Origin of the sequence: Campylobacter concisus (assembly GCF_003048905.1) — a bacterium.
Taxonomy (GTDB): Bacteria; Campylobacterota; Campylobacteria; order Campylobacterales; family Campylobacteraceae; genus Campylobacter_A; species Campylobacter_A concisus_V.
This window is the reverse complement of sequence record NZ_PIRO01000001.1, coordinates 561,579-586,477: the sequence shown is the minus strand read 5'-3', so window position 1 is coordinate 586,477 and position 24,899 is coordinate 561,579. Positions and strand designations below refer to the sequence as shown.

General features: G+C 40.2%; 20 protein-coding genes. 17 read left to right on the top strand and 3 right to left on the bottom strand.

All coding sequences use genetic code 11. The annotated features are described in order from the left end of the window. The first annotated feature begins 1 nt into the window (after position 1). The 3 genes from CVS95_RS02965 to CVS95_RS02955 are packed head-to-tail and all read left to right on the top strand — an operon-like array spanning position 2 to position 3,164. Positions 2-424, top strand: a complete 423-nt coding sequence (locus CVS95_RS02965; protein WP_234399996.1) for an acyl-CoA thioesterase — start codon at positions 2-4, stop codon at positions 422-424. Next, the gene (locus tag CVS95_RS02960) at positions 421-939 is read left to right on the top strand and encodes a LolA family protein (RefSeq protein WP_107695506.1); all 519 of its coding nucleotides are present in this window, start codon (positions 421-423) and stop codon (positions 937-939) included. The genes CVS95_RS02965 and CVS95_RS02960 overlap by 4 nt, the downstream gene beginning before the upstream one ends. Further along, entirely contained in the window at positions 936-3,164 is a 2,229-nt protein-coding gene (locus CVS95_RS02955; protein WP_107695505.1) for a hypothetical protein, read from the top strand. Before CVS95_RS02960 ends, CVS95_RS02955 begins: the two co-directional genes overlap by 4 nt. A 47-nt stretch (positions 3,165-3,211) precedes the next feature. Here the strand turns inward: CVS95_RS02955 and CVS95_RS02950 are convergent, their stop codons facing one another. Both CVS95_RS02950 and CVS95_RS02945 read right to left on the bottom strand, forming a co-directional pair. After that, positions 3,212-4,240: a polysaccharide lyase family 1 protein gene (locus tag CVS95_RS02950; RefSeq protein ID WP_234399995.1), complete on the bottom strand. Its 1,029-nt coding sequence runs from the start codon at positions 4,238-4,240 to the stop codon at positions 3,212-3,214. Positions 4,241-4,538: 298 nt separating this feature from the next. Further along, positions 4,539-5,636, bottom strand: a complete 1,098-nt coding sequence (locus tag CVS95_RS02945; RefSeq protein ID WP_107695504.1) for a CinA family protein — start codon at positions 5,634-5,636, stop codon at positions 4,539-4,541. Positions 5,637-5,731: 95 nt separating this feature from the next. Here CVS95_RS02945 and ileS point away from each other — a divergent pair, with 95 nt between their 5' ends. The 14 genes from ileS (at position 5,732) to CVS95_RS02875 (ending at position 22,071) form a co-directional block, all read left to right on the top strand. Further along, positions 5,732-8,488 carry an isoleucine--tRNA ligase gene (gene ileS / locus CVS95_RS02940; RefSeq protein WP_107695503.1) on the top strand — a complete coding sequence of 919 codons (2,757 nt, stop codon included), beginning with the start codon at positions 5,732-5,734 and terminating at the stop codon, positions 8,486-8,488. 99 nt (positions 8,489-8,587) lie between these two features. Beyond that, positions 8,588-9,946: an Asp-tRNA(Asn)/Glu-tRNA(Gln) amidotransferase subunit GatA gene (gatA, locus tag CVS95_RS02935; RefSeq protein ID WP_107695502.1), complete on the top strand. Its 1,359-nt coding sequence runs from the start codon at positions 8,588-8,590 to the stop codon at positions 9,944-9,946. A gap of 4 nt (positions 9,947-9,950) precedes the next feature. Further along, positions 9,951-11,399: an IMP dehydrogenase gene (gene guaB / locus CVS95_RS02930; RefSeq protein ID WP_107695501.1), complete on the top strand. Its 1,449-nt coding sequence runs from the start codon at positions 9,951-9,953 to the stop codon at positions 11,397-11,399. Next, complete coding sequence (metX, locus tag CVS95_RS02925) at positions 11,399-12,505, top strand: homoserine O-acetyltransferase MetX (RefSeq protein WP_107695500.1); 1,107 nt, start codon at positions 11,399-11,401, stop codon at positions 12,503-12,505. Before guaB ends, metX begins: the two co-directional genes overlap by 1 nt. Positions 12,506-12,508: 3 nt before the next feature. After that, positions 12,509-12,700: an exodeoxyribonuclease VII small subunit gene (gene xseB / locus CVS95_RS02920; RefSeq protein ID WP_004317712.1), complete on the top strand. Its 192-nt coding sequence runs from the start codon at positions 12,509-12,511 to the stop codon at positions 12,698-12,700. Continuing rightward, complete coding sequence (locus CVS95_RS02915; protein WP_107695932.1) at positions 12,693-13,487, top strand: carbon-nitrogen hydrolase family protein; 795 nt, start codon at positions 12,693-12,695, stop codon at positions 13,485-13,487. The genes xseB and CVS95_RS02915 overlap by 8 nt, the downstream gene beginning before the upstream one ends. A gap of 119 nt (positions 13,488-13,606) precedes the next feature. Next, entirely contained in the window at positions 13,607-13,960 is a 354-nt protein-coding gene (locus CVS95_RS02910) for an MmcQ/YjbR family DNA-binding protein (protein ID WP_107695499.1), read from the top strand. Positions 13,961-14,045: 85 nt separating this feature from the next. Beyond that, the gene (murC, locus tag CVS95_RS02905; RefSeq protein ID WP_107695931.1) at positions 14,046-15,353 is read left to right on the top strand and encodes a UDP-N-acetylmuramate--L-alanine ligase; all 1,308 of its coding nucleotides are present in this window, start codon (positions 14,046-14,048) and stop codon (positions 15,351-15,353) included. Further along, the gene (locus CVS95_RS02900; protein WP_107695498.1) at positions 15,353-15,670 is read left to right on the top strand and encodes a hypothetical protein; all 318 of its coding nucleotides are present in this window, start codon (positions 15,353-15,355) and stop codon (positions 15,668-15,670) included. The genes murC and CVS95_RS02900 overlap by 1 nt, the downstream gene beginning before the upstream one ends. Next, a complete protein-coding gene (locus CVS95_RS02895) occupies positions 15,664-16,008 on the top strand; it encodes a hypothetical protein (protein ID WP_107695497.1) in 345 nt (114 codons plus the stop codon). The genes CVS95_RS02900 and CVS95_RS02895 overlap by 7 nt, the downstream gene beginning before the upstream one ends. Further along, on the top strand, positions 16,005-18,209 hold the full coding sequence (locus CVS95_RS02890; RefSeq protein WP_107695496.1) for an endonuclease MutS2: 2,205 nt from the start codon (positions 16,005-16,007) through the stop codon (positions 18,207-18,209). The genes CVS95_RS02895 and CVS95_RS02890 overlap by 4 nt, the downstream gene beginning before the upstream one ends. A gap of 75 nt (positions 18,210-18,284) precedes the next feature. Continuing rightward, a complete protein-coding gene (locus CVS95_RS02885; protein WP_107695495.1) occupies positions 18,285-20,198 on the top strand; it encodes an EAL domain-containing protein in 1,914 nt (637 codons plus the stop codon). 8 nt (positions 20,199-20,206) lie between these two features. After that, complete coding sequence (gene dapE / locus CVS95_RS02880) at positions 20,207-21,295, top strand: succinyl-diaminopimelate desuccinylase (protein WP_107695494.1); 1,089 nt, start codon at positions 20,207-20,209, stop codon at positions 21,293-21,295. Between the two features lie 377 nt (positions 21,296-21,672). Next, entirely contained in the window at positions 21,673-22,071 is a 399-nt protein-coding gene (locus CVS95_RS02875) for a DUF2809 domain-containing protein (protein WP_234399994.1), read from the top strand. A gap of 77 nt (positions 22,072-22,148) precedes the next feature. Here CVS95_RS02875 and polA read toward each other — a convergent pair whose 3' ends face one another. Continuing rightward, positions 22,149-24,785 (bottom strand): DNA polymerase I, encoded by a 2,637-nt coding sequence (gene polA / locus CVS95_RS02870; RefSeq protein WP_107695493.1) that lies wholly within the window; start codon positions 24,783-24,785, stop codon positions 22,149-22,151. Positions 24,786-24,899: the final 114 nt, after the last annotated feature.

Sequence of the window (24,899 nt, the reverse complement as noted above, 5' to 3'; positions counted from 1 at the left end):
TTTGAAAATTTCACACGTTAGCACATTTAAAGTGGCATTTTTTGATGTTGATAGCATGGAGGTGATGTGGCATGGCAACTATGTCAAGTACCTAGAAATGGCACGCTGCGAACTACTTGACAAGCTAGGGTACAACTACATCGCTATGAAAAAAGATGGTTACGCCTTTCCTATCGTAAAGCTTGACGTAAAATACGTGCGCCCAGCCTTTTTTAACGACACTATCAAGGTCACGACGACGCTTAGCGAGTGCGAAATATTTTTGAAATTTCACTACCTTATAGAAAATGAAAAGAGCGAAAAACTAAGTGAGGCAAATACCGCGCAAGCTGTCATCGATATGAAGAGCTTACAAACTTGCTTTGAGATGCCAGAGGCGCTAAAAAAGGCGATCGAAGCTTACACAAAAAAGGAAAATATATGAAAAAAATAGCTCTTTTTTTAGTCATTTTTATATCTTGCTTTGGCTATGAGCTAAGCGAGCTTAAAAATATAGTAAAAACAGATGGTGTAAGCGGAAATTTCACACAGACCAAGAGCCTGGCCGGCTTTAACAAAAGCATAAAAAGCTCGGGCGAATTTAGACTAGAAAAGGGCGGTCTTTACTGGGACACGCTAGAGCCAGTCGTTTCAAAGGTTTTTATAAACAAAGACGGCATTTTTAAAAACGAAAATGGCAAGCTTGAAAAGACAACGGCAAATTTTGATGAAAAGCTTTTTCTTGCTATCATCAGCCTAGATGAAAACGAGCTTAGAAAAGAATTTGACATAAAAACAAGCGGTAGCCTAAAAGAGTGGAGTATAGAGCTAAGCCCTAAAAATTTGCTCTTTAAACAAATTTTTAAAAGCATAAAGATAAGTGGCGATGAAGCGGTAAAAAAGATCGAGCTTGACGAGGTAAGCGGCGATGAAACACTAAATGAGTTTAGTCTAAAATGAAAAAACTAGCCACGATTTTGGCTTTTATCTTTGTTTTTTTAGCCTCGCTTGGGTATTCGATTGTGAGCCTAAAAAACGTCCAAACTGATATATTTTCACTGATAAATTTCAAAGACGCCAAAGAGGCAAAGGTGCTAAAAGAGGTGCAAGATGAGATGGCGTCAAATTTTTTAGTGCTGGTAAATTCCAAAGATCTAGCCAAAAATGTACAAAATTTAGCTCTTAAAAGCTCGCTTTTTAAGAGCTTTGAGGCGAACATTGACGTAAATTTAAATGATATAAAAAGTGACATCAACCGCTCAAAGATCGCACTTTTGAGCAGGGCTGATCTAGAGCTTTTAAAAAACGATAAAAACGCATTTTTCAAAAAGCGCGCAGAGGAAATTTTTAACAGCTTTAGCTTTAGGCTTTTAAATGTAAATGATGATTTTTTCTCGCTAAGTAGTGGCTTTAGCGCAAAAAATGGCAACGTAAGCTTAAATTTATCAGATCTCATGCTTGAGGTAAAGGACAGCAAAAAGAGCTTTTTCTTGCTAAAAGGCGAGTTAAAAAAGGGAGCTTCGAGCGAGGGGCTAATAAAATTTTATAACGAGTTAAATGCGCTAAAAGTCGGACAAAACGAGCTTTTTGTGCACTCAAGTGCGCTATATCAGGCATTTTCAAAGCAAAAAAATGAGAGCGAGAGCCTTTATATGAGCGTGGTCTCGCTTAGCCTAACTGCTATATTTTTGATGCTTGCTTTTAGAAATTTACGCATTTTTTATGTGATATTTATCGCTGCATTTGGCTTTAGTGTGGCATTTGCAGGCACTTTGCTCTGCCTTGGCGAGCTAAACATCCTTACTATTTTAATAAGCACAAGCCTCATTGGCCTCATGTTTGACTATGTCTTGCACTGGCTTAGCAAAAACGAGGGCGAAGTGATCAGGGCTAGCAGCATAAAAAATATGCTAAAAATTTTCTTGCTAGGCCTACTTATCACGCTTAGTGGCTATCTGGCTTTTACATTTTCTGATCTTAGGCTGCTTAAAGAAGTGGCGCTCTTTTCGGCATTTGCGCTAGTTGCTGCCTTTTTAGCTAGCTACTTTTTTATGCCTTTAGTCTTTGAAGGGGTGAAATTTTATAGATCAAAGCTCTTTGATAGGTTTTTAACTAAATTTTGTGATCTATCAGGCGCGTTTTCAAGGCATTTAGGGGTTAAATTTCTAGCTATCTCACTTATTTTGTTAGCTATTTTTCTTGGTTTTGATCTTAAAAATTTATTAAAAAGCGAAAATGTAAAAGACTACTCAAATATGCCAAAGAGCCTGCTAGCAAACTCTTCTTATATCTTAAACCTAACTGGCAACAACCAAAACACGATGATAGTGACAAGATCAAGAGGTGACATTTTGGGTGATGAAAAGAGCCTTTTAGATGAGCTAAAAAAGAGAAATTTGATAAAAGATGAGAGCTCACTAAGTGATATATTTTTAAGTAAAAGCGAGCAGAGCGAGTTAAAAGAGGCCTTTAAAAAGGCGCTTGATGATGAGCAAATTTATGTGATTTATGAGAAATTTGGCTTCAGTAAAGATGATATACGAAGTGAAATTTTAAAGGTTTTGGGCGAAAAAGAGCTTGGCGTGAGTGAAATTTTGGCTCTAAAATCAATGAAGGATTTTAAGAAATTTATGCTTGATGAAAATACGAGTGTATCTTACGTGAGCGGCTTTGTAAAAGGGGCGGCAAGTGATGAGATGCTAAAGCGTCATAACGCCTTTAGCCTAAATTTCGCTGACTCGCTAAATGAGAGTCTAACACAGGCAAAAGAGCTTGCGCTAAAACTAAAAATAGCAGCACTTGTGGTCGCATTTTTACTGCTATGGTTTTACTTTAGTGCGTTTATATCGGCACTTGTGATGGGCGTCATCATCTTTGGTGCGCTTCTTACACTTTTTATCTTTGCCGTTTTTGGCGTAAATTTAAGCATTTTTGGCGTCTTTGGGCTAATCCTTGCAAGTGCTGTTGGGATTGACTACATGATATTTGCACTAAATGAGAGCCTTAGCGAAAAAGAGCGAATTTATGGGATATTTTGTGCATTTATCACAAGCTTTATCTCGTTTTTTACTCTCTCTTTTAGCCAGACCGCGGCTCTTAGCGTATTTGGGCTAAGTGTTAGCCTTTGCGTGCTGATATATGGGCTATGTGCTAGCGTTTTATCTTGTAAAAATATAAAAATTTAGCTTTGTTTTCATGCCCCAAGCGTTTTGGCTAGCTCGGGGCTTTGGTTTTATTTTATAACGGCTAGTTTGCCTGTGCCTGCGTTTTGATTTACCTCTTTTTGGACGTCTGAGGCTTTGAGGAGCTCAAATTTATATGGAGGCTCAAATGGCGGTTTATCTAGCTTTTCGCAAACGCTGCCCTTTTTAGAAAGGTCTATGTTGCCGCTTTCAAAAATGGTGCCTTTGTTACATTTGTAGCTTATTTTGACGCCATTTGTAAAGTAGTTGTTTTGAGCGTATATTAGCGAGCCAAAGCGCACGCCAATGGCGTATTTTTGGTCATAGAAGCCATCTTTTGAGTCATAAAAGTTGTTATAGACGTGCACCTTTGCATTGCGTGCCATAGGTAGGCGTTGCGCGCAGTTGTCAAAAACGTTACGAGCGACCGTTATAGTCCTTGTTTCGCTGCTGCCGTCAGAGTCTCTTGAGCCAATTAACATCGTTTTGTCATGGTTTTCAAAGATGTTGTGCGAGATCGTGATAGCCACACTGTCTCCCTTGATGTCGCATAGTCCGTCGTAAGTCTGCCATTTGGTAAACTCTCCGCCTGCTAAATGCACATGACCAAGCTCGACCATGTCCTTAAAATGGCAGTGATCTATCCAGATGTTTTTGCTTGATTCTATGCTAACGCCCTCGTATTGCGCATTAAAGCCGTCATTTTTTTGTATATCTGGAAATGGATCAAAAGCATCTTCGATCTTCATATTACGGATCGCAATATTTTGGACATTTTTTAACAAAAGCGAGCCGCCTTTTATGCCTGAGTTTTCGCCTAAGCCGATTATTGTGGTGTTGCTAGCTACCGGCACTACGATGAGCTTTTTGTACTCGTTGGCTAAATTTTTGCGAAGCGCTGCTAACTTTGGATCTTGCGAACCGTCTAAATTTGCACGGCATGAAGCGCCGTAAGCCTGCATAAATTTGGCATAAGAGCTAAACTCGCCACTGCTAATCTTGCTTATAAATTTATCCAACCCCAAGCTCTTGCCATTTTGCGGGATATTGCCTTCGCTAAGGTCTATGAGGTCATCCACATAGATGACATAGTCGCGTATTTTATGAGCTCTTGTCTATCTTTTGTGATGACTTCTTTACTCTCTTTATCGGCATATCCGCTAAAATTTGCTCTGTGCCAATGCTAGCGTAGTCAAAAGGCAAGTTGCTTACTTTTATATCGCTCGACTACATCTTAGTGCCAAATGTAATTAACGCAATAATGGTGAGTAGTAAAAATTTTTAAGCATTTTAGCTTCCTAAATTTGGCTTTTTTAATCTTTTGGTATAAAAATTTTTGGCTAGTTAAATTTTACGCAAGATTTTAAAGACAAATTTTTAAGCAAAAAATATCTCACTTTTTAGACGAAGCAAGCACAGATAGGCGCTTAGTACGCTTTGCTCTCTTATGTAGTTGCGATCTCCTTTTAAAAGAAGCCTCTCAACCTCGATGTTGCCGTTTTTATCGCCAGCTGCGACGTAGACCGTGCCAACTGGCTTGCTAGCTGTGCCACCACCTGGTCCCGCTATACCGCTAATAGCAAGCGCAAAGTCCGCATTTGTCGTGCTTAGTGTGCCTTTTACCATCGCCTTTACGCAAGGCTCGCTCACGGCTCCGTAAGTTTCTAAAATTTCATCCTCAACGCCCAGCCACTCGTGCTTTATGTGATTTGCATAAGTTACTAACGAGCCATCAAAGCTAGCTGAGATGCCGCCATATCTTGCAAATTTAGCCGCCGCAAGCCCAGCCGTGCAAGACTCGGCAAATGAAATTTTAAGCCCCTTTTGCATGAGCCTCTTTGCCACGAAGGCGATCACATCTTTTTGTGGGATAAATTTTTGTGAAAATAGCGTTTTTATCCCTTGTAAAAAGCTCTCGATCTGGCCAAATTTATTACTTTTTGCTCTTACTAGTATCAAATTTGGCAGGATCTGCGCAAGAGTGATATCGACCTCGTAAGTTTTAGCAAGTGGCAGCATAAGGATCCTCGCGCTATCAGCGTCGATGTCTATTAGATGAAAGTAGCTAAAATCAGGCTCATACTCGGTGAGAAACTCGCCTATCTCTTCATTTGGATTAGCTTTTATGAGATTTATTTGAGCGTTATTTAGGCTGGTTAAAAAGCTATTTTTAGAGTAGTCTAAGCTATCTTTAAGTGCAAGAGTTGTGCTATCTTTTAGCTCGAGCGAGCCCCCAGTTAGCGTCGCTACGATCTTTGCAGCGATGGCAAAATTTTCATCCGAGCCAAAAATGCTTACAAAGTCGTAATCTTTTGATAAATTTTCGATGATAAAAGGTAGCTCTTTGCTATTTTTTGGAGCAAAACTAACCACTCCAAGCTCGCCAAAATGATCCTCGTAACTTTGAAAAATGTAGTTTAGAAATTCTCTATTTATCTCAAGATCTTCGCCTATTATCAAGATACTTTGTCTCATTTTTAAGCTCCTTTTTTTGCCTCATTATACTATTTTTCAGTGTGATTTAACCAGCACAGGTGTAAAATTAGCAAATTTTAAAATCAAGGTAAAAAATGGACTACAAAGAGACACTTTTACTCCCAGAGACAAATTTCCCGATGCGTGGAAATCTCCCACAAAATGAACCACAAAGACTAAAATCATGGTACGAAGAGCGCAAGGTTTATGAAAAGATGAAGAAAAATCGCCAAAATGCGGTTAAAAATTTCAACATCCACGACGGCCCTCCGTATGCAAACGGACACCTACACATCGGCCACGCGTTAAATAAAATTTTAAAAGATATCATCACAAAAACGCACTATTTTTACGGCGAAAATGTCCGCTATGTGCCAGGCTGGGACTGCCACGGCTTGCCTATCGAGCAGCAAGTAGAAGTCAAGCTTGGTGATAAGAAAAAAGAGCTTAGCAAGGTCGAGATAAGAGAGCTTTGCAGGCAGCATGCGAGAGAATTTATAGACATTCAGCGAAATGAGTTTAAAAGCCTTGGCATCATCGGCGACTTTGAAAATCCATATATGACGATGAAATTTGAGTTTGAGGCTGACATCTACAAAGCACTTTGCGAGATCGCTAAAAAGGGGCTTTTGATAGAAAGAAGTAAGCCAGTTTATTGGAGCTGGGCGGCTAGATCGGCGCTAGCTGAAGCTGAAGTCGAGTATGAGGAGAAAGAGGACTACTCTATTTACGTAGCATTTGAGCTTGATGGCGACGCGCTAGAAAAGCTTGGCGTAAAAGAGGCAAGCGCTGTCATCTGGACAACTACGCCTTGGACACTTCCAGCAAACCAAGCAATAAGCCTAAAACCAGATGAAATTTATGTGCTAACGGCTGAAAATTTGATATTTGCAAAGCCACTACTTGAAAGCGTTGTGCAAAGTGGTCTAAGTAAGGGCGAGATCAAAAAAGAGTTTAAATCAAGCCTGCTTGAAAATACTCACGCGATAAATCCACTAAACGGCAGAAAGTCACGATTTTTACTAGGCGATCACGTCATGATGGATGGTGGTACTGGACTTGTTCACACAGCTCCAGGACACGGCGAGGACGACTACTACGTATGTTTGAAATATGGTTTTAGTGAAATTTTGATGCCAGTTGATGATGGTGGCTGCTATGATGAGAGCCTAAAACATCACGGACTATTTAGAAGCGACATGGTAGACGAGTTTGTCGGTATGCACATCTTTAAAGCAAATGAAAAAATTTTAGAGCTACTTGGCAAAAATTTACTTAGCGTCTCTAAATTTAGACACTCTTATCCATTCTGCTGGAGAACGCACAAGCCTGTTATTTATAGAGCTACAAAGCAGTGGTTTATAGCTATGGACGAGGCTAAACTAGGCGGAAAAACACTTAGACAAACAGCGCTAAAAGAGCTTGAAAAGGTTAAATTTTATCCAAGTGTTGGCATAAAAAGAATAGGCTCAATGATAGAAAATCGCCCAGACTGGTGTATCTCTCGTCAGCGTGACTGGGGCGTGCCGATCGCGTTTTTCAGAGATAAAGCGACAAAAGAAGTTATATTTGATAGTGAAATTTTAGACCACATCGCAGGCATCTTTAAAGAAAAAGGCGCTGATGCGTGGTGGGCGCTAAGTATAGACGAGCTTTTACCAAAGGGCTCAAAATACAATGCTGAAAATTTAGAAAAAGTGATGGATATCCTTGACGTTTGGTTTGATAGCGGCTCGACATGGCATGCGGTCTTGCAAAGCGACAACTACGATGCTGGCAAATACCCTGCAAGCATGTATCTAGAGGGTTCAGACCAGCACCGTGGCTGGTTTCAAAGCTCGCTTCTAGTAAGCACAGCTATAAATTCTCACGCACCTTATGAGAGCATCCTAACTCACGGCTTTACAGTCGATGCTAAGGGTGAGAAGATGAGCAAGAGCAAGGGCAACGTCATCGCTCCACAAGACGTGGCCAAAACTCACGGCGTAGAAATTTTACGCCTTTGGGTTGGCATGAGTGATTACTCAAGCGACCTAAAAATAAGCGAAGATATATTAAAGCAAATCAGCGAGCAATACCGCAAAATCCGCAACACAATCCGCTTTTTACTAGCAAACGTAAATGACCTAGAAAGCCTAAATACAGAATTTAACATCCTTGATAAGTGGATCTTAGCACGCGCTAAAAAGGTCTTTGATGAGGCGAGCGCTTGCTTTAGAAATTATGACTTTTCAAAGGGCTTTAATATCCTTTTAAATTTCTTATCAGCCGATCTTAGCGGCGTATATCTTGACGTTTGCAAAGATAGGCTTTACTGCGACGCAAAAGACGCTCCAAGAAGAAGATCAGCTCAAAGCGCAATGGCGATTATCACAAAGGCACTTTTGCCACTCATCGCTCCAACGCTTACTTACACCGTTGATGAGGTGATGGACTACGCTCCAAAGATCATCAAAGGCGAGGCAAAAGACGCGTTTGATCTAGTCTATGAGCCTATCATTTTTGATCTTAGCTTTGAAGATGAGCTGCTTTTTGCCGGCAGGGAGAAATTTAACGAGATCGTGGACGTTCTTAAGAAGGACAAAAAGATAAAATCAACTCTAGAGCTAAGCCTAGAGACCACAAGTCATAGCATCACAAGCTACGACGAGCGCGAAGTGGCCGATCTTTACATGGTAAGCTCGGTTAAAGCTTACGATGATAGCGAGCCACTAGCTGAGTTCGAGCTTGAGGGTGATAAATTTAAGATCATAGCAAGCAACCTTCACAAATGCCCAAGATGCTGGAAATTTAACGCTAGCAAAGAAGATGCGCTATGCCCAAGATGTGAAGAAGTCATAAGTGCTAAGTGAGCCAGTAAGCGCAACTATCATAATAGCAACGATCGCTGCGGTGGTCGTTATTAGCTTATTTGGCATATTTTTGGTTAATAAATTTAAAGGATAAAAATAGTGGTAACTTTAAAAGAAGCTTTGAAATTTTCAGCTGAAGAGATAAAAAATTTAAGAGCCGAGCTTGAGGCAAAAATCATAAAAGAAAAAGAGCTTGGCGCTTATGTCGAGCAGCTAGCAAATTTAGAGATCGCAAAACTAGGCGAGGGCGTGCCTATCGCTATAAAAGACAACATCCAAGTAAAAGGCTGGAACGTAACAAGCGCTTCTAAAATTTTACAAGGCTACGTAGCACCATATAATGCAACTGTTATCGAGAAGCTACTTGGCAAAAATTTAGCTCCATTTGGCCGCACAAATATGGACGAATTTGCGATGGGAAGCACGACTGAGAGCTCATTTTACGGCAAGACTCTAAACCCACTAAATTATGCCCATGTACCAGGCGGCAGTAGTGGTGGCTCAGCAGCAGCAGTCGTAGCTGGCCTTGCAGTCGCAGCACTTGGTAGCGATACTGGTGGCTCGATCCGCCAGCCAGCGGCATTTTGCGGATGTGTAGGACTTAAGCCAACTTACGGCAGAGTGAGTAGATACGGCCTTGGCGCGTATTCAAGCAGCCTTGATCAAATAGGTCCGATCGCTCAAAACGTAGAAGACGCAGCCATTTTATATGACGCGATCGCTGGACATGACCCAAAAGATAGCACGAGCGCAGATGTACCGTTTGTGAGCGTTAGCGACAAGATAGATGGCAACAAAAAGCTAAAAATTTGTGTCATCAAAAACTACGTCGAAAACGCAAGCGAGCAGACAAAAACTGCTTTAAATTTAGCTATAGAAAAGCTAAAATCACACGGCCACAGCGTAACTTACACAAATTTTGAAGACTCAAAATATGATGTAGCAACCTACTACATAATAGCAACCGCAGAGGCAAGCGCAAATTTAAGCCGCTATGATGGCGTAAGATACGGTAGACGTGCGGATGCTAAAAATTTAAAAGAGCTATATATAAACTCACGCTCTGAGGGTTTTGGTGAAGAGGTAAAAAGAAGAATTTTACTTGGTACATTTGTGCTAAGTAGCGGATATTACGACGCTTACTACATCAAAGCGCAAAAAGCAAGAGCGCATATAAAAGCTCAGTACGAGAAAATTTTAGAAGAAAACGATCTTATCTTCATGCCAGTTGCTCCAAGCACAGCTTATAAATTTGGAGCACACAGCGATCCGCTTCAGGCCTATCTAAGCGACATCTATACGATTAGCGTAAATTTAGCAGGCCTACCAGCTATCTCTGTGCCAGTTGGCAAAGATGATCAAAATTTAAACGTGAGCGCCCAGCTCATCGCAAAAGCGTGGAACGAACAGACCTTGATAAACGGTGCCAAGAGCTTAGAAAATTTAATAAAAGGATAAAAATATGAAGATAGTAAAGAGAGCTTTAACATTTGAGGATGTGCTTCTTGTGCCGCAGTACTCTGAAATTTTGCCAAAGCAAGTTGATGTGAAAACTAGGATCAGCAAAAATGTCACGCTAAATATCCCGATCGTCTCTGCTGCGATGGATACGGTGACTGAGCATAGAACTGCTATCATGATGGCGAGGCTCGGCGGTATCGGCGTCATCCACAAAAACATGGACATCGAAAGCCAAGCAAAAGAGGTCAAACGCGTCAAAAAAAGCGAAAGTGGCGTCATCATCGATCCTATCTTTATAAATCCAGAAGCAACCGTGGCTGAAGCTCTAAGCCTTATGTCAGATCTTCATATTTCAGGCGTTCCAGTCATCGATAAGGACCGTAAATTAATAGGAATTTTAACAAATCGCGATTTGAGATTTGAGACAAATATGAGCACTTTGGTAAAAGACCGCATGACAAAAGCACCGCTTATCACCGCACCAAAGGGTTGCACGCTTGATGATGCGGAGAAAATTTTCTCTCAAAATAGAGTTGAGAAGCTACCTATCGTCGATAAAGATGGCAGACTTGATGGGCTTATCACTATAAAAGATCTAAAAAAACGCAAAGAGTATCCAAACGCAAACAAAGATAGCTACGGCAGACTTCGCGTAGCAGCGGCTATTGGTGTTGGTCAGATTGACCGTGCTAAAGCACTAGTTGATGCTGGCGTAGACGTCATAGTCATCGACTCAGCTCACGGTCACTCAAAGGGTATTATTGATACTTTAAAAGAGGTAAAAGCAAATTTTAAAGTCGATGTCGTAGCTGGCAATATCGCAAACCCAGCGGCTGTAAAAGACCTAGCAGAAGCAGGAGCGGACGGCATAAAAGTAGGCATTGGACCAGGATCAATATGTACCACAAGGATCGTTGCTGGTGTTGGTGTGCCTCAAATTTCTGCCATTGATGACTGCGCAAGCGAGGCAGCGAAATATGGCATCCCAGTTATCGCAGATGGTGGTTTAAAATACTCAGGCGACGTGGCAAAAGCCCTGGCAGCAGGTGCAGCTTGCGTTATGGCTGGTAGCTTACTTGCAGGTTGCGAGGAGAGCCCAGGCGAACTTATAACATTCCAAGGTCGCCAGTACAAAGTATATCGCGGCATGGGGTCGATCGGCGCTATGACAAAGGGTAGCTCTGATCGCTACTTCCAAGAGGGCACCGCTCAAGACAAGCTTGTGCCTGAGGGCATCGAAGGCCGTGTGCCATTTGCTGGCAGTATAAAAGATGTGATCCATCAGCTAATAGGCGGCCTAAGAAGCGCTATGGGTTATGTCGGCGCAAAAGATATCCCAACTCTTCAAGAAAGAGCCGAATTTGTCGAGATAACAAGCGCAGGACTAAAAGAGAGCCACGTCCACGACGTAGTTATCACTCACGAGGCACCAAACTACAAAGTTAATTAGTGTTAAATCTGCAAACTAGAACTATTAAATTTAACGAGCCACTCTATCTTGAGAGTGGCCGTATGCTATCAAATTTCAAGCTTATTTATGAGACTTACGGCACGTTAAATGCCGATAAAAGCAACGTTATCGTGATCTGTCACGCCTTAACTGGCTCGCACCACGCAGCTGGCACCTACGCAGGTGATGAGAAAGCTGGCTGGTGGGACGGGCTAATAGGCAGTAAAAAGGCGGTTGATACCGATAAATTTTACGTTATCTGCGTAAATATCCTAGGCTCGTGCTTTGGCTCTACCTCACCACTAAGTGTGGATAGAAGCAGTGGCAAAGAGTATAGGCTAAATTTCCCAGTCCTTGCCATAAGTGATGTGGTAAAGGCGCAAATGAGGTTATTTAGCGAGCTTGGCATCACAAGGGCAAGAGCCGTGATAGGTGGCAGTCTTGGCGGTATGCAGGCACTTTGCTACGCTATCGAGTTTCCAGAATTTGCGCAGGATATCGTAATGCTAGCAAGTACCTATCAGACCAAGCCATGGGCGATAGCTTTTAACAAAATCGCCATCGAAGCTATTTTAAACGATGAGAATTTCAAAAATGGCGAGTACGACGCAGAATTTATAAGAAAAAATGGGCTAAAAGGCATGGCTTTTGGCAGGATGGCTGGGCACATCAGCTTTTTAAGCCCTGATAGTATGGATGAGAAATTTGGACGAAACTACGTGGAGACAGACGGTCTTTACGAGCTTTCTGGGCGCTTTCAGGTGGACCGCTACATGGAGTATAACGGCTATAACTTCCCAAAGAGGTTTGACCCGTTAAGCTATCTATACATCGTAAAAATGATGAACATCTTTGACTGTACAAGACACTATGACAACCTAAAAGACGCCCTTGCGCCAATAAAAGCAAATTTGCATCTAATCGCATTTAAGGGCGATCTACTCTTTCCGCCAAGCTGCATGAGAGAAATTTATGACGCACTTTGCGAGATGGGGCGAGAGTCGAAGACAAATTTTGTAGAGATAGATAGCAACTACGGCCACGACGCATTTTTGGTCGAGATAGAAAAATTTGATGGATATATAAAAAATATATTAAAAGGATAGAAAATGGAGCAAAAAGAGCAAAGCTTTGAAGAAAAATTAGCCCTAGCAGATAAAATTTTAAACGATCTAAACAAAGATGATGTGAGCCTAGAAAATAGCATAAAGCTGCACGAGCAGGGCAAAAAGCTCTTAAATGAAGCAAGAGAAATTTTAGAAAATGCAAAACTTAGCATAAAGCAGGTGGATGATGAGTAGAATTTGTGCCCTTCAGCTACCAACGCAGCCGCTAAGCGAGGCAAGGCTTGATTATTATCTAAAAATTTGTGCGGACGAAAATGCAAGACTTGTTGTGCTGGGCGAATATGTGCTAAATAGCTTTTTTAAAGAGCTCATTAGTATGCCAAAAAGCCTTATAAAAGAGCAAAGCGAGCGCAAAAAAGAGGCTCTTTTTGCAATGGCAAAAAAGTATGATCTAAATATCGTTGCACCCATTGTAAATCTAAAAGGCAAGGAAATTTTTAAAAGTCTAGCCAAATTTACCCCAACCCAAGTCAAGCTATATGATCAGCAAATTCTCATGCCTTACGCTCACTGGAATGAGGCGAAATTCTTTAATAACACAAGCGATGAGCTAAATTTGCCTATTTTTACCTACGAGAAATTTAAGGTCGGCGTCATGTTTGGCTATGAGGCGCACTTTGATGTGTGCTGGGCGTATATGAGTGCTAAAAAGGTTGATATCGTACTCGTACCAACGGCTTGTACATTTTTCTCGCAGGCACGCTGGGAGGAGCTTTTAAAGGTTAGGGCCTTTACAAATAACGTCTACGTGCTGCGCGTAAACCGCGTAGGAAGCCACAAAAGTGATGATACGCAGTGGAGCTTTTACGGCGATTCGATGCTTATTAATCCGTTTGGTGAAGTTAAAAATAGGCTTGGTAAAAATGAAGAGATGATGATAGATGAGCTTAGCAAAAAGGAGCTTAGCGAGGCTAGAAGCACTTGGGGTTTTATGCAGATAGAGGCGAAATTTAAAAGATAAAACGCTGTGCCTAGGTAGAAAAGAGCAAATTTAGTAAAAGTTATCACGATTGTGAGTTGAGTAATGTGCCATCACAACTATGATAATGAGCGCTCTTTAAAGGAATTTTGGAGTGAAATTTGAAACAAAGTGACGTTGAGAGATATATAAAAGAGAAATTTGACATTTTAGGTGAGCAAATTTTCCAAAAATATCCAAATTTTAGTGCCTTTCGCCATAAGAAAAATGAGAAGTGGTTTGCACTGCTTATGGAGATAAGCGCTAGTAAGCTAGGCCTTAAAAATGACGAGATGATAGAAGTTTTAAATCTAAAATGCAGCCCTGATCTAGCGATGGTGCTAGTTGATGAGATGCAAATTTTTAAGGCATATCATATGAACAAAAAGCACTGGATCAGTGTAAATTTAAACTCCAAAATTTCACGAAAAACAGTTTTTGACCTGATAGATGAAAGCTTTACTTTAAGCAAATAAAAGCCATTTTCAGCCTTAAATTTAGTAGTTTTTGTTAAAATCACGAAAAACTTAAGGATAAAATTTGCAAGAGCTAAACAACGAAATCAAAAAAGTCCATTTCATAGGCATCGGTGGTATCGGCATCTCAGCCATCGCTAGATTTTTACACGAAAAAGGCCACAAGATAAGCGGCAGCGACATCAAAGAGAGTAAGACGACACTAGAGCTAAAAGATGAAGGCATCGAAGTCATCACGCCGCACTGCAAAGAGGCGATAAAAGACCAAGACTTTGTGGTCTACTCAGCTGCGATAAAAGAGGACAATATCGAGCTAGTGGAGGCTAGGAGAAAGGGCATAAAGTGCTTTTCAAGAAAAGAAATTTTGCCTTACGTGCTTGAGGATAAGTGTGTTTTTGCAGTAGCTGGTGCGCACGGCAAGAGCACGACTTCAGCGATGCTAGCAAGCCTAATCGAAGGCTCAGTCATAATCGGCGCCATCTCAAAGCAGTTTGGCTCAAATATGCGCTATGCAAAGAGTGACAACGTCGTATTTGAGGCCGATGAGAGCGATTCGAGCTTTCTAAACTCAAACCCATATCTAGCCATCGTCACAAACGCAGAGCCAGAGCACATGGAACACTACGACTACGATTTAGCTAAATTTTACGCAGCCTACAAGGGCTTTTTGGAGCGCGCAAAAGTTAGAGTGATAAACGCTGAGGACGAGTTTTTAAGCACGCTTAAGCTTGATGCGATCAGGCTTTACCCAAGCACCGACATCACCGAGCTTACGATGGTGGTAAGAGACTATCAGCCATACACCAGCTTTAATCTTAAAAATTTAGGCAAATTTGAAGCCTTTGGCATGGGCGAGCACATCGCCATAGACGCATCTTTAGCCATCCTTGCTGCGATGCACGAGACGCCGCTTAAAGATATAAGAGAAAATTTACTAAATTTTAAAGGCATCAAAAAGCGTTTTGACATACTTAGCGCAAATAAAAATTTCGTTCTAATAGATGACTACGCACACCATCCAACCGAGATAAAAGCGACACTAAAATCAGTCTTTGAATACGCCAAAATTTTAGGTATAAACAGCGTCACAGCGATATTTCAGCCACACCGCTACACAAGACTTAGCACAAATTTACCTGGCTTTAAAGAGTGCTTTAAAGGCGTTGATGAGCTTGTCATCTTGCCAGTTTATGCAGCTGGAGAAAATCCGATCGAGGTTGATATGAAGAGCGAATTTAGCGAGTATAACCCGATTTTTACAGATAAGGTCGAGCGAGTCGAGGACGGCATTGAATTTACAGATGAATTTGGCGTAAAAAACCGCCTAAGTGACGGCATCGTAGTTGGTTTTGGAGCGGGTGATATCAGCGTGCAGCTAAGAGGCGGATATTAATGGATCTAAGCACTTTCAAGCCTCAAGATGAAAATGAAATTTTAAAAGAGATAAAAGAAAAAGAGCTAAGCGAGGATGAAATTTCAAGCCTTATAAATTTAGGCAAAAAAGATATCTTGATAGCGCTTGCAAGGTCACAAAAACTAAATAGCGTCCATATAAAAGATATGCTGCCAAATGCCCCGTATATGGCTGTTTGCTTGCTGGTTGAAAAACAAGATATAAGTGAGGTTAAGGCTGAGATTTTAGACAAGATCGAGCCTCATGCTGAGCTTTACAAAGAGCTTATCGCAAAATATAAAGGCGTGAAATGGTAAGAAATTTGATAATAATCGCCGGCGTGATGCTACTTTTTGGAGCGATCTGGGCGATAAAAGATGAAAAGATCAGTAAAGGCATAAAAGTGCTCGTTAGCGCGGTGCTTGTAGCGATCCTTGTTTGCGTCTATTTTTACGAAGAGAATTTATCAAAAAATGAGGACGCCATCTCAAAGCTAGTTAGCGATTTTAAGCAGGGCAAAACACTAAAATGCGGCGAATACAACGTGAGCGCTGAGAAATTTAACTACGAATTTGGCACAGCGTCATTTTTAGCTAAAAGAGAATTTAGTGATCTCTCAGGCGTTATCGTGCCTATAAAAAGTTGTGAGCAATGACTGAAGAGATATTTTTAAAGCTCGATTTGGGCGAGTATTTAGAGAAATTTAACTCCTTTTTAGCAAGGCAAAAACCGCTATTTTTACAAGGCGACAGCAAAATCCACTTTGAAAACATCAGCGAGCTTTCAAAGTATGATTTTAAGGCGCCTGATGAGATAAAAGAACTTGATGACGCGCTTATGAGACTTAGCAAGCAAGCAGTGCTTCATATCAGTGAAATTTACGAGTTTGCAAAGATTATTAAGTATTTTTCATATCTAAAAAAGCAAAAATTTGAGGGCAGACTTGGCGAGTGGATCGCAAAGGTTGAAATCCCTGAAGCGATGAGCCAGATGGCAAACAGCTTTGATGAAAACGGCGAGTTTAGCGACAGCGTGGATGAGAGATTTCACGCGATAAAGCAGGCTTTTAGCGAGAAAAAACGTCAGATCGACGCCGAGCTTAAAAAGCTCATCTACTCAAAGCACATCACGCCCTATCTAGTCGACACCCAGACGCACTACATAAACTCACAAGAGGCACTTTTGGTGCGTGGAGGTTTTAATCACGTCCTAAAAGGCACCGTGATCGCTAGAAGCTCAGGCGGCTACTTCTACGTAGCACCTGCAAGTACCGAGCGCCTAAAAAAGGAGCAAAGTGAGCTACTTGATAGAAAAGAAGAGATCATTTTTGAACACTGCAAGAAATTTAGCTTACAGATGAGCAAGAGTCTGCTCTTTTTGAAATTTATAAATAACGCTTTTGATCAGTTTGACGCGTATCAGGCGCGCGTAAATTTGGCTAGATCACGTGATTATGAGTTTGTTTTGCCAAATAGCTCGCACATCATAAAACTTGAGAAATTTGCCCATCCAGCGCTAAAAAATCCAAAAAGTGTGAGCGTGGATTTTAGTAAAAAGGTGCTTTTAATAACCGGTGTAAATGCTGGTGGTAAGTCGATGCTTTTAAAATCAATCATCTCAGCCACGTTACTTGCAAAATATTTACTACCTATGCGTATCGACGCAAACCGCTCAAGCATCGGCTCTTTTAAAGAATTTGACGCGATCATAGAAGATCCGCAAAGTGTGAAGAACGACATCTCGACCTTTGCTGGCAGGATGGTGCACTTTGCAAGGCTTTTTACTAAAAAATCGATCATCATCGGCATCGACGAGATCGAGCTTGGCACCGATTTTGAAGAGGCTGCGAGCTTGTATGGCGTCATGATAGAGCGACTCATTACCCAAGATATCAAAATGATCATCACAACCCACCACAAGCGCCTTGCGATGTTGCTAGCTAAAAATCCAGAGGTTGAGCTAGTGGCGGCACTTTACGACGAGGTAGCTCAAAGGCCTAAATTTGAGTTTTTAAAAGGCACGATCGGCAAGTCTTATGCCTTTGAAACGGCGGCAAGATACGGCATATCTCAAAATTTAGTGGCTCAGGCAAAGAAAATTTACGGCGAAGATAAAGAGAATTTAAACGAGATCATCACAAAGACGCTAAATTTACAAACCAAGCTTGATGAGGGGATAAAAGAGGTCACGGCAAAAGAGGAGCGGCTGGAGCGCTTGCTTGAGGAGCAAAAAGAGCTAAAAGAGAAAAATGAGATCAGGCTAAATGCGACTATTTCGCGCCTAGAAAAAGAGTATTATGAAGCGATAAATGCGGCAAAAGCTGTTATAAATTTCAAGGACATAAAAGACAAGCAAAGAGCTCTAAATGTGGCAAATGAGAAAAAAACTGCCATCGTTAAGCCTAAAAAAACTGAGCGTGAGAGCCTAAAAGTAGGCGATAGAGTGAAGTATGAAAATATCAAAGGCACGGTTTTAAGCATCTCTAAAAATGACGCGATGATCGAGTCAAATGGCATAAATTTGCGCGTGCCACTCGAGCTTTTAAGAAAAAATGGCAACGAAGTAGTCTTGCCTAAAAAAGGTGGCGTGAGCCTAAATGTCGATAAACCAAAGATAGCCTCACTCTCGCTTGATTTGCATGGCATGAGAGCTGATGAGGCGATAGCAAAACTGGATAAATTTATCTCAGATAGTCTTGTTATGGGATTTGACGAGGTTAGCGTATTTCACGGCATCGGCACTGGCAAGCTTGCCTTTGCAGTTAAAAATTTCTTAAAAGAGCATCCAAGTGTGAAAGAATTTTTTGACGCACCGGCAAATCAAGGTGGATATGGAGCTAAAATAGTCAGGCTTTAACTTATTCCTAAAAGTTAAAATTTATTTTAAGGTTGATATAATCAGGGCAAGTACACAAAATAAGGGAAGTAACTTTTGAGTAACAAGGACGAGCAAACGGGTAAAAATCTAAACATCACTAAAACGATTATAGGTTTAGTGTTTGTTTTGGGAAGTATTTTTTTAGTCGAAAACCTGGCAGTTTTTTATTTTAAATTTAATAATGCTTCTGCTGAAAATGGTTTTAATCTTCGAAAGAAAGTTGATTATTTGACATATCAATATGTTGATTATTTCAAAAATGTCAGCAAATATGATGTTGCAAATTTCCAATCTTACATTAACGATAGCGCTATGGGTGATGTCCTTTTATTAAAGGATGATAATAAAAATGGATACAAGGTCGTAGCATCTTCAGATAAAAGAATAATAAATCAAGAATTTAACGATAAAATCTGTGGAAATATCTTTGCTCATAATTTCCAAAAAGATTATTTTTGGGCAAAAATTTTGCCAGAAAATGCTGCTCAAGTTTGTATGTTTGTGCCAGTTGGAGAGTATATATTAGGCTTTAAAGGAAAGGTCGATCAACGTATTGCTGGTACGCATGATGAGTACTTTTTTGAGTGGCTTTTAAATAATATGGCTTTAACATTCATCTTAAGCCTCGTTGGCGCAATAGTTGCTTTGTCTACTTGTATATGGTATGCGGTCAAGTACATAAAAGAAAAAAATAACTATAACGCATTAAAAACGGATACTAAAAAGCAGATAGAAGAGCTTGGAGAAAAGCTTTATATAGATCCAATGACTGGACTTTTAAATAAAACAGCATTGGTGCGTGATATTAATAGCTATGAAAATCCTAAAGTAGTGCTTATAGATATTGACGATTTTGGCAAGATGAATGACTTTTACGGTAAATTTGCATGTGATCAGATTTTGGTCAAGATGGCTGATTTGATCAGTGAATTTGCCAAAGATGAGAATATGAAAGCTTACTGCATAGAAGCAGATAGGTTTGCTCTGGTAGAAGATAGCGATAGCTTTATCGATAGATATGAAGATATGGTTGAAGATTTGATAGAAATTTTTAAAGGTCGTATGCTAAGTATAGTCGATGAAGATGGCAGAGAGATAGAAGGTATCGAGATACATAGTACAATAGGCTTTGCTCTTGATAGTGACCAAACACTAAGAAAAGCAACAATAGCATTAAAAACGGCAAAAGAGCAAGATAAAGACTATGTTTGCTATTTCAAAGGGCTAAATCAAAAAGAGGAATACGCAACTCAAATAGAACGCTCTAAACTGATACAATACGCCACTATAAACAACAATATTGTTCCTTATTTTCAGCCGATAGTTAATGACCAAAAGGTACCTGTAAAATACGAATGCTTAATAAGACTTTTAGATAGAGGCGATGTTATATCACCAAATGTCTTTTTAGATATCTCAAAGCGTATTAAGCGTTATGCTGATCTTGAGAAACAACTCATTAAAAAGTGTTTTAAGCAGCTTGTAGAGGATAAGAATTTAGTACTTTCCATAAATTTAAGCAGTAGAGATATGATCGATGGTGATGTTAGCTCGCTTGTTTTAAATTTATTAAATAAGCACAATGTTGCCGGCAGAGTAGTATTTGAGATCGTTGAAGATGAAGAGCTTAAAAATTTAGAGAGAGTTTCAAATTTTATCGAGCGTGTAAAAAGCATGGGTGCAAAGATCGCTATCGATGATTTTGGCTCAGGATATTCAAATTTTTCTTACATCATAAAGATTAAGCCTGACTACGTAAAGATCGATGGCTCTATTATAAAAGATATAGACATAAATAAAGATTCACACTCTATCGCAAGTGCGATCGTGGCATTTGCAAAAGACCTTGGTATAAAAACCATTGCTGAATATGTGCATTCAAAAGAGATATTTGAAATCTGTAAAGAGATCGGCGTAGATGAGTTCCAGGGCTTTTATTTTGGTGCACCAGAGCGTGCCGGCTCATAAGGTGCTTAGTGGTAATTAGCTTTTTAAAAGAGCTTTTAAGCTTTCGCTCTATCACACCTAATGATGCTGGAAGCTTAGAATTTATCGCTAGATTTTTGCCTGATTTTGAGGCTAAATTTATAGAAAAAAATGGCACCAAAAATCTCATACTTTCTAAAATTTATGGTGATGGCGAGCATCTAGCTTTTGCAGGACATGTTGATGTCGTGCCTCCAGGTGAGGGCTGGGATAGCGATCCATTTACCCCACTAGAAAAAGATGGCTACATCTACGCAAGAGGCGCACAGGATATGAAAAGTGGCGTGGCTGCTTTTGTTTGCGCTGCTAAAGATACGAAATTTAATGGTAAGCTAAGTCTTATTTTAACAAGCGACGAAGAGGGCGATGGCACATATGGCACGCCTTTAGCACTTGAATATTTACGCGAAATAAATGATTTGCCAAAATTTTGCGTAGTGGCTGAGCCAACTTGCGATAAAGAATTTGGCGATAGCATAAAGGTCGGTAGACGTGGCTCAATAAATGGCAAGATCGTGATAAAGGGCATTCAAGGGCACGTGGCATATCCTGAAAAGTGTGTAAATCCGGTAAATTTAATAGCTCCACTTCTAAATAAAATAGCTGATCACGATATGGACGCTGGGAGCGAGTTTTTTAGTCCAAGCAAGATCGTGGTAACTGATATTAGAGGCGGCATGCAAGTTTGTAATGTCACGCCAAGCGAGCTTAGCATAATGTTTAATGTGAGAAACTCAAATTTAACTGACGTAAATGACGTTGAGAGCTATCTTAGAGAGGTCTTAAAAGGGCTTGATTACGAGCTTAGTATAAAACAAAGCTCAAAGAGATTTTTAACAAACAAAGATAGCAAAATCGTAAAAAATTTAATGGCCTCTGTCACAAAGTTCACAGGCGTTACACCGATTCTAAATACAAAAGGTGGCACGAGCGATGCTAGGCACTTTGCTAGTTTTGGCGTAGATGTGATAGAATTTGGCGTGATAAACGATCGTATACATGCCAAAAACGAACGAGTCAGTGTTGATGAAGTAAATAAACTTTATGAAATTTTTAAAGATTTTATAGAAAAATTTTAATCCATAAATTTAATTATCCCTAAACCAAAATTTATTAATTGTCTAAAAAATATTTTCAAAAGCTATTTTGATTAATATTTCTTGTCAAATAATTTTAAAAATAAGAAATTTTTTATTTGGCAATATTGCTATTATCTATTAGAATTCATGAAGTAGCCGGGTTTTGGCCATTTCAAGTAAAACCTAATGAAATGCTCTTTTTAACGAGCATAAGGTAGAAGTTGTAAATACATTTGTGGGCGAGAAATATATCCAATATAATCCTGGCTTTAAAGATGGTATGGATATCATTTCTAATTTATAAAAAAGTAAAATTTCAAATAAATAAAAAAATGCAAGTAAAACGAAAAATATACAAATCTTTTCAATACGAGAAAATGAGACATAGCTTGCGAGCTAGATTGTTCTTTTTGCTCGTAGCAATCGTGATTTTGGCAATCGAAATTTTTATCGCAGTTTTTGTCAAAGGTGGCTTCGTGCGCCATTATTTGGGTGATGTGCTAGTTACGGTGATGCTTTACGCATTTGGACGAGCCGTGTTTAAAATTGCACCAAAAATTTTAGCATTTGAAATATTTGCTTTCTCGCTATTTATAGAAATTTTACAATACTTTAAAATGCTTGAAATTTTAGATATTCATAATTTAATAATACGTATAGTCTTTGGCGGAACATTTGATGTTAGTGACATCGTATGTTACGCGTTGGGCTGCTTGCTGGCTTATTTGATTGATGCCATTTGCTTTTTGCAAAAGTATAAAAGTCCAAAGATGTAGCGATAAATCACAACTTTGTTTTTTTAAGTATAAAACAGGAGCTAATCATCTTAAAAGCTCCGGCAAAATTTATCCGTTTATTTCAACTCGCCCCAGTTTTTGGCGATATTTAGCGATGTTTTAAGTGGCACATTTAGCGTGTAAATTTCCTCCATCGTCTTTTGTGTCGCCCTGCCAAATTCCTGTGCAAATTCGTCTTTTACTTCAAAGATTAGCTCATCGTGGATCTGAAGCAACATTTTTGCGTTTTCATCTAAATTTGCTCTAACTTTTACCATAGCCATCTTGACAAGATCTGCTGCAGAGCCTTGAAAGACCGTATTTACCGCTTCGCGCTCAAACATGGCTATTTGCATAGGCGTGGCACTTTTAAAGTCAAAGTAGCGCTTTCTGCCAAGCAGTGTTTGCACAAAGCCATCGTTTTTGGCTGAAATTTTTATGCTCTCCAAAAAGTCTTTTATCGTCGCGAATGCCTTAAAGTAGCGCTCTATATACTCTTTTGCCTCGGCTCTTTTGATATTTACTTGATTTGCCAGCTTGCTTGAGCCCATGCCGTAAATGAGACCAAAATTTATACTTTTTGCCACGGCTCTATTTTGCCCGTCGCTGCTACCAAATATGCTAATAGCCGTCCTTGCGTGGATATCCTCATCATTTTTAAACGCCTCAAGCAGCGCAGGATCACGGCTAAAGTGAGCTAGCAGCCTAAGCTCGATCTGGCTGTAGTCAAGCCCCACAAAACTATATCCCTCGCGCGCTTCAAAACACTCTCTAACATCCTTTGCGAGGCTGCCACGAGCTGGGATATTTTGCAAATTTGGATTTTTACTTGATAGCCTGCCAGTGCTCGTGCCAGTTTGCAAAAAGCTCGTGTAAATTCGTGAGCCCTCATCCTTTTTCGCAAGCGCTAAAAGTGGCTCGCAGTAGGTGCTTTGTAGTTTATATAGCTCCCTATAGGCTAAAATTTTCTCAATCACTGGATGGGCGTCTATGAGCTCAGCAAGCACGCTCTCATCAGTGCTGTATCCTGTTTTTGTCTTCTTTTTGGTTGGAAGCTTTAAGTGCTCAAAAAGTATTACGCCAAGCTGCTTGACTGAATTTATGTTGAAATTTTCGCCGCTTAGCTCGTAAATTTCACTTGTTAGTGCCTTTAGTTTGGTGTCGTTTTCAAGGATGAGCTTTTGCATTTTGGCTTCATTTATCTTGATGCCGTTTTGCTCCATGTCAAAGAGCGTGAGGATAAAAGGAAACTCGTGCGTATCGGCAAGGGCAAGTAAATTTTTATCAAGCGTGTTTTGAAAAGTTTTATAAAATTTAAGCGTTATCCAAGCATCCTCGCTCGCGTATTTGGCGGCATTTTCTAGAGGCACATCGCCAAAGGTCTGCCCCTTTTTGACAACGTCTTCAAATTTTATCGTGTCGTAGTCATAGAGCCTCTTTGCCAGTGCATCCATGCCAACACTCGAGTTTGGATCGCTAAGCCACGCAAGTATCATCGTGTCTTTAAAATTTGCTGGGGGATTTAGACCAAGATTGTTTTTCACGATCTCGAAGTCATATTTTAAATTTTGTCCTATTACGCAACCTTTGTAAATTTGCCCTATCGCCCAAGTGGCAAATTTTAGGCTGACTTGCTGCGGCACACCAAGGTAGTTGTGAACCACTGGCACGTAGTAGGCGTCTTCGTCATTAAAGCAAAAGCTAAAACCAACGATCTTTGCACTCTTGCTATCAACGCCTGTGGTCTCGGTGTCAAAGGCGACGATGGTCTCTGGCGTGATGTCTGATAAGAGCTTTTCAATGCTAGCCTCATCAAGGAGTAAATTTGCTCTAAAGCCAAGCTTAAATTCGGCATTTTCCTCTTTTTGCAAGCTCTTAAGAAGTCTATTTAGATCGTACTCTTTTAAAATTTCTGAGATATTTATTAAAGGATTTTGCTCTGGAAATTTAGATTGTTCAAGATCAAATGAGCTAACTGCATCATCAAATAGAGTGGCTAGTTTTTTACTCAAAAATGCTTCGTCTTTTGCAGCTGCTAGCATATTTTTAGTACGCTCATTTCTAAGAAGAGCTAAATTTTCATAAATTCCCTCTAAGCTTCCGTACTCAGCCAAAAGCTTTTTAGCTCCCACTGCGCCAATGCCTTTGACGCCTGGAATGTTGTCTGAGCTATCGCCTGCGATCGCTAGAAAGTCCCTTACTTGTGCCGGATAAACTCCGTACTTTTCAAAGCAGCTAGCACTATCGTGGTCGATCTTGCTTTGTGGGCTGTAGATGCTCACTTTGCCGTCCTCTATGAGCTGGTAAAGGTCCTTGTCATGCGTGACTATTCGCACAAATATATCTTTATCCTTGCAAAATTTAACCACACTTGCGATGATGTCATCGGCCTCGTAGCCCTCGCGACTAAGACTGTAGAGTCCCATTTTTTCTATCATATCTATGCAAACTGGAAGCTGTTCTTTTAGCTGAGCTGGTGGCTCGCTCCTGTTTGCTTTGTAATCACCTAAAATTTCGTGACGTAAGGTTTTGCCTTTGCTATCAAGAGCGAAGATGAGATAGTCGCTTTGGTATTCATCCTTTAGGCTTGCTATAAAATTTGCAAAGCCACTTATCATTCCGCTTGGCTTGCCTTCACGGTTTTTAAGTCCGCTCATGGCGTAGTAGAGCCTAAAAAAGAAACCAAAAGTGTCAATAATCGTAAGTGTTTTCATTTTTATCCTTTGTGTAATTTTATGAAATTTAGGCAAAAAATAGGCTGATTTATAAAAATTTTTGATATTATGGCGGACATTACAAATAAAAAATCACAAAAACAAAAAAGCTTT

Coding starts and splice junctions, on each gene's coding strand:
- CVS95_RS02955 (WP_107695505.1), top strand. CDS start 936: ATGAAAAAACTAGCCACGATTTTGGCTTTTATCTTTGTTTTTTTAGCC.
- CVS95_RS02945 (WP_107695504.1), bottom strand. CDS start 5,636: ATGAGACAAAGTATCTTGATAATAGGCGAAGATCTTGAGATAAATAGA.
- CVS95_RS02875 (WP_234399994.1), top strand. CDS start 21,673: ATGAGACATAGCTTGCGAGCTAGATTGTTCTTTTTGCTCGTAGCAATC.
- CVS95_RS02900 (WP_107695498.1), top strand. CDS start 15,353: ATGGATCTAAGCACTTTCAAGCCTCAAGATGAAAATGAAATTTTAAAA.
- xseB (WP_004317712.1), top strand. CDS start 12,509: ATGGAGCAAAAAGAGCAAAGCTTTGAAGAAAAATTAGCCCTAGCAGAT.
- polA (WP_107695493.1), bottom strand. CDS start 24,785: ATGAAAACACTTACGATTATTGACACTTTTGGTTTCTTTTTTAGGCTC.
- ileS (WP_107695503.1), top strand. CDS start 5,732: ATGGACTACAAAGAGACACTTTTACTCCCAGAGACAAATTTCCCGATG.
- CVS95_RS02960 (WP_107695506.1), top strand. CDS start 421: ATGAAAAAAATAGCTCTTTTTTTAGTCATTTTTATATCTTGCTTTGGC.
- CVS95_RS02915 (WP_107695932.1), top strand. CDS start 12,693: ATGAGTAGAATTTGTGCCCTTCAGCTACCAACGCAGCCGCTAAGCGAG.
- CVS95_RS02890 (WP_107695496.1), top strand. CDS start 16,005: ATGACTGAAGAGATATTTTTAAAGCTCGATTTGGGCGAGTATTTAGAG.
- guaB (WP_107695501.1), top strand. CDS start 9,951: ATGAAGATAGTAAAGAGAGCTTTAACATTTGAGGATGTGCTTCTTGTG.
- CVS95_RS02895 (WP_107695497.1), top strand. CDS start 15,664: ATGGTAAGAAATTTGATAATAATCGCCGGCGTGATGCTACTTTTTGGA.